We start from the raw sequence: 8,037 nt of genomic DNA, 5'->3' as shown, positions 1-8,037 counted from the left end.
GGATTGGCACCTCAATGGGTGGCCTAATCGGCATGATGATGGCTGCCCTGCCTAACTCACCTATTCGCCGTCTAATCATGAATGATGTTGGCCCACAGATACCTGTCCATGCTCTTTGGCGATTATCCAAATATGCGGGTAAAGATCCGGAGTTCTTGAGTAAGGAGCACGCTAAAGAATATTTCAAAACTATCTATGCTACCTTTGGTGCTTTGAGTGAGGAGCAATGGGAAGAATTCACTGAGCATAGTATTGAAGAACGCTCACCTGGCATTTATGTAGTTAAATTGGATCCCGGTATTAAAGATGTGAAATGGCATGGTCATTTCTTAAAAAGAATTTCTGTCCAATCCCCCACAAAGCGTTTAGAAGGTATTTTATTTTGATATTGATCTTTGGTCTATCTGGCAAGAAATTAAATGCCCTGTCATGGTGATCCATGGTCGCCATTCCGATCTTCTACTTCCTGAACACATAAAAAAGATGCGCCGAATCCATCCTGATATTGAGGTCCTGGAGGTAGAAGACGCCGGACATGCTCCCGCTCTGCTTGATTTGGCACAACATAACGCAATATCAAGCTGGCTGGCACAGTAAAAATGCATCTACCTAAATCTTAATTATCAGTCCAGCGAACGAAGCCAGAGCTCCCCACAAAATTTTTCACAGCCTACGCCCCCACTTTATGCATAAGATTCAGTGTGATGGAATAATTGTAGAACTTTTATCATTTTCCTAGATCACTGGCTCCAGCACATAAAGTGGAACGTAGACTGTAAGAAAACATTAGTAAACTTCACAATATTCTTGTGTCATCTCCTCACTAAGCGTGTAATTTATATATTGTAAGTTTTGGGTCGCCTCTATTGGCTTTGGCCTTAATATTTTCGTGAGATCAAAAATCATACTCTGCAAGAAAATGAGCAAGTTTGACCGCACCGTCTTCAATCATATTTTCTTTAAAGGAGGCTTCAATTTGTCTTTTAAAGACCTGGATGTCCGCGTCACCGACCGGAGCAAATCCCCACCTTCCTTTCACTCTCCCAATATTAATGTGGATATATTGCTGCTTTTTTTGATCAAAATAAGAAACTACTAGTAAGTCAGATATTGAGCTTTCTCGAATTAGCCATACTGCTTTGCTAACCTTCGCTCTTGCTTGGTTGATGTCCATTCTATTTTCCACCAACATCGTATCAAGCGCAGCGAAAATAATTGGACAGGCCTCCATTCCCTTAGTTAACGCCTCTTTTGACCACATCGCTTTCTCCTTAAGGTGTCATCGAATTTGGATAGAAGAAAATTAACACTATTCCTGAAATAATATTATTAAGGCATTTTCATCTAACTCTCTATAAAATCCTTTATAAATAGAAAGAAAAGCATGCTTAAGCATACTACTAAACGTTAAGATAGCGCCCTCTTAAGCCTCGCACAAGAACTTGCTAATAAAAAGTGCACTCCCTTAAACCTAAGGGAGTCCCCATCACTATCAACGAAAGTATAAAATAGGGTACGAGCAAGGCCAGGAAGCCTTAAAAAACTCTTTGTGACTGCAACCTATCGATGAACGAAGCAAGGCTGCTCTCTACAATTTATTGCCTCATGAAGAAACAAAAAACAGAATTTAAGCATGGTAAAAAACTAAAAAATTAAATAATGCGAAAATGAAATGATAAGTATAAGGGTTGTTTACCCTTCGCTAACTTAATAAGCTTCTGCCTAATAGCAGAAATGAAAACAGCTCCTAGAATAAGTAACAGGAATCTTTAGATGGGTAATCTCAGAGCCATTAACAATGGCATACTCGCAGGTCTGGTCGCAGGGCTTTTTTTGCTTTCTTTCTACTAATGAGCGGGATGACTGAAGACCTTGGAAATATTATTGGTATACCTACGAGACTAGGTGGCTTTTTTGTACACCTTTGCATTAGCCTACTCGCTGGAATCGCTTTTGTTCTCCTGTTAGGCTCCTTAATTAATTCATGGTTAAGTGCAGTTATGTGGGGACTTTTATTTAGTATTGGTATGTGGATACTGGGTCCAATGACTTTGCAACCCCATTTGTCAACTGGTATTCCATTACTAGCACAATGGAGTTTTGCTGGATTTGAAAACAATAAACTTTCTTTAGTGGGCCATCTTATCTACGGTGTGATCTTAGGCCCCATTTATTATGTTTTAAAAAATACTTATTATAAAACTTAATTTTTACACATTGATACTTACAGAATGTAATGTAAAAGTGATTATGCGCATTTTATTGTTGGCGGCATAAATATAGGAACCCTATTTACCTTATTCGTCCACCCTTCTATCTATTCTTTATGTCAAAACCCAAACAACAAAAAGTTATTGTTAACCTAAGGTTGAGGGGAAATAAATTTCATAATAGATAAAAATTTCATCCATAAAGAATTATAATTATACAAACAAGGCAGAGGGGAATCTAGACATAGGAAGAGCTCATCATGGCCACTAATCCTAAAACGGCCCGTGTGTGATTTCTTTTCGTCTCGTTTTTAAAATTATCCTGTATAAAAATTAGATTGCTTATTCTTGTTCAATGGATCAATGATCCAAAGCAAATTTATTTGTCAGACGAAGTGCTGCTGCCAATTTAAATTTACTTGACGCAGGATCTTTATCTGCCGGTCCTGCCTTAGCCATACAATACTGGCAAACGTTGTTAAAAGCTAAAGCACGCCTAACTTGCTCAAGAAAATCAGCATCAAAAATATTACTTTGGAAGAAAGCCATCTCAAGTTGTTGCCATTGGACAGAAATTTCAGGTAAGTGACCTAAAAGTTTTTCAAAGGGTGTAACCCCTTGTTTTGATAACGTAATATGTGCCATGCTTATCCTAACCCTTGAAATAAATGTTGCATTTAATCTCGTTTAGTGTAAAATTTATCCAGTTATGAAACAAAAATTCTTATACACAGCACTTTTTGTTAGTTTACTTGCACTGCGTCTTTTTGCTGGATGGTGGTTCTGGCCTCAGCAAGAACAAACAGCCGTCGTGTTAAAACAAATCCCTTTTACCCAATTGCCTGGTTGGGAAACAACGAATGTCAGAAAATCACTGCTAACTTTTCAGGTTTCCTGTCGTACCTTTTTAAAGCAAGATCCTGAGCAATCAGTTGGTAGTCAACATATTGAGCTAAAAGCGGGGGATTGGCACCCAGCTTGCCAAGAGGCCTTGTCGATTACCTCTAGTTCAAAGGCAAGAGCACAAAAATTTTTCCAAAATGGTTTACAGTCGTCGAATTTTCCAATAGTGAGCCTGTGAGGGGTTTATTTACCGGCTACTACATGCCATTACTCCACGGAAGCTTAACGAAAACCAAGCAATACAATATACCTATTTATAGTTTACCGTCCGACCTGATTACAATTAACTTAGCTCCCTTTGATCCAAGCTTAAAAAATCGGCGGATTATTGGGCGATTAGAAAAAACACCGTGGTCCCTTACTACACACGTAAAGAAATCAATAAAGGAGCTATCGCTGACAAAGCCGAAGTTTTAGTTTGGATTGATGATCCCATTGACAGGGTTTTTTAGAAATTCAAGGTTCAGGCATTGTCCAACTGCCTGACGGCAAACGTATGTATGTTGGTTATGCAGGCCAGAATGGCGCCCCCTATACGTCGATAGCACGCGTGTTAATTGATAAAGGGATCATGACCAAAGATAATGCTTCGATGCAAGGAATCAAGCGCTATCTTAAAGCACATCCTGAAGAAATTGATGCTGTTTTAAATGAAAATAAATCCTTTGTTTTCTTCCAGGACTTAAAACAAAACGCGGCCTACGGTGCCCAAGGCGTTGCGTTGACCGCGGGTTACTCTCTGGCGATTGACCGCAAATATATCCCCCTGGGTGCTCCAATCTGGCTAAATACCACCAGACCAGATAAGCATCATGATGATAAAAAAGTATTTCAACGCTTAATGATTGCCCAAGATACTGGTGGCGCAATTCGCGGAATAGTACGTGGCGATGTTTATTGGGGAGCAGGTAAACAAGCAACTTTCATTGCCGGCCATATGAAAAATGCTGGTCATTACTGGTTGCTTCTACCACGCCATACTGTGACTCAATTCGAAAAAAGAATTGTCCTAAGAGATGACTAAGACAATTCCATTTTTATCAAAAAACAATCAAGATTTGTATTTCTGAAACAGACTATTAAGAACACTATCTTGAAAAATCATTTCAAAAGCTTCTTCAGTTGGTGCTTCTGGTGGCGTAGAGAGTGCAGGAGCAGTCCCCTCCAATGCTTCAGCTAAGCTGATAAAGCGATATCCATGTTGCTGATATAAATCAATGATATCCCCTAAGCAATAGCTATTAATCAAATTGGCATGAATTAACAATATTTGCTTAACTGGCTTGTCGCCATTAAGTTTTTTTGCTTTATTTTCTGCTCTTACTGTTTGACTCCAAATATAGGCGAGATATCTTTGTTTAAGGCGATTTAAATTTTGCTCTCGTAAACGATAGGGAATAGCAAATAACTGACTATTAAATAGAAAATCCTTACTATCAATCGTTACCGGTGCAATAATATATTGATGTTCAGCAAGGTAATCATAGACCTTCTGTTTTTTATCCCCTTTACTTTCGGCCAGGTAGGGATAACGGAAATATTTCTGTGTCGTCATTAATGGTGTTAAAATTTTATCTGCCTTATCTACATCCTCGATGTATTTTTCGGCGCTGACGCTATTTAAACTTCGATGAGAATAAGTATGATTCCCTAAAATAAAACCAGCTTGTTGGAATTGCTCTAAAAGTTCCCATTGCCCCTTTTCAATTGAACCAGCAATCACAAACCCAGTAGCCGGAACATTTTTATCCAGCAAGGTTTGCAGAATTTTCATAAAACGATCATGTTCTCGCTGTAAATTAGAGGCCTTACCATTTGCTGAGCCAACAAAAGGCAAATCATCAATAGTAATGGCTATTTCTCGGACTTCAGCAAAACTTGAATTGCTAACGATGCTTCCCAGTATGGCAAAACACAAAAGAGATTTCTTTCGAAACATGCTCAGGTATTTTTTCCACATTGCTAATCCCCCGACCCTAGTTTACGGATATTACTAACGTGCAAAGTCTGTACCAAAATTTATCCACTATTCGGAGTCCATAAAACAGCTGAAAATCGCATTCCCCCCTCACTCATAGTTAATCAATCAACTCAAACCACTGCAATCGCCATAATTCAAATAAAAACGCCAGATCCTGTTGTCGATTAAGAAAGGGAAGAAGTGCTATATTAGTTAATAAACGATGGTTACTAACCAGTTTGATTAAATCAGGCGAAACATCATTGCTAGGCCATTCATCGCCATTTATAAATAAGTTAAGACAAGACTCTTGAGAGTTTATCTGATAAGCAAAGCGACAAGATGCATTACGAATCATCCCTTCACCTTTAGCAAGCTGTTTGGCAAAAAGGCCGGTATCAATCATTTCCTCCTCCATCAAAGGCATCGGTAATAGCATTTCAGCCTGTTGATCCAAATGAGTAACGAAACGGCCAAACCAGTGTTGTAAATGGCTTTCATCAGCTATAACTTCTTGCAATAACTTTTTTGCATTTAGCCAAGCTTGCTTTGGTATTTCCGCTGAACCTTGATTAGCAGTCCAATCAGGATCTTGATATAAAAGACGAGATGGCTCTTTTTCTGCTAAATAATCTACAAAGCTATCTAATAACTCTTGACCTTGATAACTACGATATCCAAAAGAATACGTCATGCAATCAGCGCCAACCGCTATACCATAATGACCAACATGAGGAGGAAGATAGAGCATATCCCCTTCTTCAAGAGTATATTCTTCCTCCGTTAGGAACTGTTGCATAATACGTAATTCAATGCCGGGTAAATAATTATCGGCGTGACAATTTTTGGTCGTTAACGACCATTTTCTTTTTCCTTTTGCCTGATATAAGAAGACATCATAGTTGTCATAATGCGGACCAACACTGCCATGCTCAACAGCATAACTAATCATGACATCATCCACCCGCCATTGAGGAATGAAATTAAAATAATCAAGCATCAAAGCAACTTCTGGAATAAAACGATCCACACCTTGAACAAGTAAAGTCCAATGTGTTGAAGGTAGTTTTTTAAAATCTTTCGCCGCAAACGGTCCTCGCTTTAAATGCCAATGAGGCGCCTTTCCCGGTGTTTCAAAAACAAGACGACTTTCTATCTCTTCTTCCATTGACAAGCCGGCTAACTCATCGGCTGTGAGTGCATTAACAAAATCGGGCAGTGCCTGGCGAATCAGCAATGGTTTTTTTGCCAATATTCAGTTAGAAATTTATTTACATCAATCTTTTGAAAATACACCATTAAAACTCGCTTATCCAATCACGTTTTTGTGTAAAGAATATCATTTTTTAAGATTTTTCATCAGACAAATTTAGTGGCTGCAATTCTTATACTAAAGGCTTATAGTGTTACAAAACTACCAAATGAATGAATCATGAAAAATAATAAAACCTGCTTATCCCTCTTCTTAGGCTGTTTTATGATGAACGCTGTGGCAAGCAATAGCAGTCTTTGTCAGAAAGAGGAAACCATTCTATTTTCCTGTAGTACAAAACAGAACAAAATAATTTCTTTATGTGCTTCTAGGAAATTATCTGCTACTAGCGGTTATATTCAATATCGTTTCGGTAATAAAGAGGCGGTTGAATTGACTTATCCAGCGAATCAGACTGTACTCGCTAACAAAGCTTTTCAGGGACGCTCCCAAATGTTTAGCGGCGGAGGCGGAATCTACTTACGCTTCAAAAACCAGGTTTATGATTATCTACTTTATGAAGGTATCGGTAAAGGCTGGACTGTCAGCGGCCTTGTGCTATTGAAAAATTCGAAATTCTTAACTTATTTTGCCTGTGCAAATAAAGCAATGAGTGAAATTACTCCCGATCTGTTAAATAAGCTTAATATCCCGCAAGATAGCGACGAAAACGAATTTTTTCCCGCTGATATACCTGGTTTAAGTTAAATACCAGGGACTATTATATTTCGCTAGCTTGAGTGCTTGATATTAGCGCATCGCAGCTGGGTAGCTTATTTGCTTGCAGACAGGATAGTCTTTCTCTAGATATAGTGTGTCTTTAAGAGTACCGACTCCAAAGTTAATCCTGGTCCAAAAGCACAACTAAAGATTGACTTATTGTTATCCTGTTTCCCTAAGCTATCCCAAATACTTTTTAAAACAAATAAAACGGTAGCAGAAGACATGTTGCCATATTTCCGTAAAACCTCATAAGAATGACGGTTGTCATCCGCGCTAATCTGTAAAGCATCTTCACAGGCTTGCAGAATTTTAAGACCGCCAGGATGAATGGCATAATAATCAATGTCTTTAGCAGACCAAGTTGAATGGCGGAGTAATTTCTCCATAAAGCTGGCAATCCCAGATTTTTATAACCGCTGGAACATAAGCGCTTAGAACGATATCAAAACCATGATCAGCGATATGCCATGCCATTTCCTGCTTAGTCTGTGGAATTAAATCACAATAAAAAGATTCCAGGCTCATGTAGGTCTGATTTTGTGGTTTAGTTTCAATTAAGATTGCGGCAGCACCATCAGCAAAAATAGCATTTGAAATGATATTTTTAGTAGCAAGATCTTTTTGAAAATGAATCGAGCATAACTCAATACAAACCACTAATACTTTTGCACCTGGTTGCGCACGACAAATTGCATCTGCTGCTTTCATGCCATTAAAAGCACCATAACATCCCATAAAATTAATGGCCATCCGATTTGTAGACGAATTCAACCCCAACTGCTGCACAATTTCGATATCAATTCCCGGCGCATACATGCCAGTACAACTGACGGTAACCAAATGAGTAATTTCTTTTTATCGCAATTTTTTACCCTATCTAAACAATTTTGAATAGCATGAAGCGCAAGCGTTAAAGCATGGCACTTATAGATATCCATCCTCTGTGCAGTGGTAGGAAAAGCTGCTGTAGGCTCTAGTTTAGGAAAAAC

The 8,037-nt window shown here is 38.6% G+C and carries 8 protein-coding genes and 4 pseudogenes; 5 read left to right on the top strand and 7 right to left on the bottom strand.

Annotated elements, in window-relative coordinates:
- A pseudogene (locus BN58_RS28430) lies at window positions 1-386 on the top strand (alpha/beta fold hydrolase); the annotation flags it as partial.
- A gap of 43 nt (window positions 387-429) precedes the next feature.
- A complete protein-coding gene (locus BN58_RS30855) occupies window positions 430-597 on the top strand; it encodes an alpha/beta fold hydrolase (RefSeq protein ID WP_019216751.1) in 168 nt (55 codons plus the stop codon).
- 298 nt (window positions 598-895) lie between these two features.
- Here BN58_RS30855 and BN58_RS10320 read toward each other — a convergent pair whose 3' ends face one another.
- Window positions 896-1,261, bottom strand: coding sequence for a hypothetical protein (locus BN58_RS10320; RefSeq protein WP_019216750.1), 366 nt, complete (start codon window positions 1,259-1,261; stop codon window positions 896-898).
- Between the two features lie 598 nt (window positions 1,262-1,859).
- On the opposite strand from BN58_RS10320, the gene BN58_RS24095 reads away from it, so the two are divergent.
- Window positions 1,860-2,207 (top strand): hypothetical protein, encoded by a 348-nt coding sequence (locus BN58_RS24095; RefSeq protein WP_019216749.1) that lies wholly within the window; start codon window positions 1,860-1,862, stop codon window positions 2,205-2,207.
- A 363-nt stretch (window positions 2,208-2,570) separates the two neighbouring features.
- Here BN58_RS24095 and BN58_RS24090 read toward each other — a convergent pair whose 3' ends face one another.
- Window positions 2,571-2,855, bottom strand: coding sequence for a hypothetical protein (locus BN58_RS24090; RefSeq protein ID WP_019216748.1), 285 nt, complete (start codon window positions 2,853-2,855; stop codon window positions 2,571-2,573).
- A gap of 64 nt (window positions 2,856-2,919) precedes the next feature.
- On the opposite strand from BN58_RS24090, the pseudogene mltA reads away from it, so the two are divergent.
- Window positions 2,920-4,137 (top strand): annotated as a pseudogene (mltA, locus tag BN58_RS36060) (murein transglycosylase A).
- A 27-nt stretch (window positions 4,138-4,164) separates the two neighbouring features.
- Here mltA and BN58_RS10300 read toward each other — a convergent pair.
- Window positions 4,165-5,052, bottom strand: coding sequence for a polysaccharide deacetylase family protein (locus BN58_RS10300; RefSeq protein ID WP_019216747.1), 888 nt, complete (start codon window positions 5,050-5,052; stop codon window positions 4,165-4,167).
- Window positions 5,053-5,191: 139 nt separating this feature from the next.
- Window positions 5,192-6,372 (bottom strand): annotated as a pseudogene (locus tag BN58_RS24080) (JmjC domain-containing protein).
- Window positions 6,373-6,505: 133 nt separating this feature from the next.
- Here BN58_RS24080 and BN58_RS24075 point away from each other — a divergent pair.
- Window positions 6,506-7,033: a hypothetical protein gene (locus BN58_RS24075; RefSeq protein WP_019216745.1), complete on the top strand. Its 528-nt coding sequence runs from the start codon at window positions 6,506-6,508 to the stop codon at window positions 7,031-7,033.
- A gap of 95 nt (window positions 7,034-7,128) precedes the next feature.
- On the opposite strand, the gene BN58_RS33780 is transcribed toward BN58_RS24075, so the two are convergent.
- The 3 genes and pseudogenes from BN58_RS33780 to BN58_RS33770 all read right to left on the bottom strand — a co-directional run.
- Window positions 7,129-7,434: a 3-oxoacyl-[acyl-carrier-protein] synthase III C-terminal domain-containing protein gene (locus tag BN58_RS33780; RefSeq protein WP_019216744.1), complete on the bottom strand. Its 306-nt coding sequence runs from the start codon at window positions 7,432-7,434 to the stop codon at window positions 7,129-7,131.
- Entirely contained in the window at window positions 7,397-7,864 is a 468-nt protein-coding gene (locus BN58_RS33775) for a beta-ketoacyl-[acyl-carrier-protein] synthase family protein (RefSeq protein WP_083852174.1), read from the bottom strand. The genes BN58_RS33780 and BN58_RS33775 overlap by 38 nt, the downstream gene beginning before the upstream one ends.
- Window positions 7,816-8,037: pseudogene (locus BN58_RS33770) on the bottom strand (hypothetical protein); the annotation flags it as partial. The gene BN58_RS33775 and the pseudogene BN58_RS33770, both read right to left, overlap by 49 nt.

The sequence above is a fragment of the Legionella tunisiensis genome (assembly GCF_000308315.1).
Taxonomy (GTDB): Bacteria; Pseudomonadota; Gammaproteobacteria; order Legionellales; family Legionellaceae; genus Tatlockia; species Tatlockia tunisiensis.
Note: the sequence above shows the minus strand (reverse complement) of the source record. Positions and strands in the feature narration are given on the sequence as shown.

What these genes read in the sequence shown, in the direction of transcription:
- BN58_RS33775 (WP_083852174.1), bottom strand. Translation starts at nt 7,864, where the DNA reads ATGTATGCGCCGGGAATTGATATCGAAATTGTGCAGCAGTTGGGGTTG.
- BN58_RS24075 (WP_019216745.1), top strand. Translation starts at nt 6,506, where the DNA reads ATGAAAAATAATAAAACCTGCTTATCCCTCTTCTTAGGCTGTTTTATG.
- BN58_RS10300 (WP_019216747.1), bottom strand. Translation starts at nt 5,052, where the DNA reads ATGTTTCGAAAGAAATCTCTTTTGTGTTTTGCCATACTGGGAAGCATC.
- BN58_RS24095 (WP_019216749.1), top strand. Translation starts at nt 1,860, where the DNA reads ATGACTGAAGACCTTGGAAATATTATTGGTATACCTACGAGACTAGGT.
- BN58_RS24090 (WP_019216748.1), bottom strand. Translation starts at nt 2,855, where the DNA reads ATGGCACATATTACGTTATCAAAACAAGGGGTTACACCCTTTGAAAAA.
- BN58_RS30855 (WP_019216751.1), top strand. Translation starts at nt 430, where the DNA reads ATGGTGATCCATGGTCGCCATTCCGATCTTCTACTTCCTGAACACATA.
- BN58_RS10320 (WP_019216750.1), bottom strand. Translation starts at nt 1,261, where the DNA reads ATGTGGTCAAAAGAGGCGTTAACTAAGGGAATGGAGGCCTGTCCAATT.
- BN58_RS33780 (WP_019216744.1), bottom strand. Translation starts at nt 7,434, where the DNA reads ATGGAGAAATTACTCCGCCATTCAACTTGGTCTGCTAAAGACATTGAT.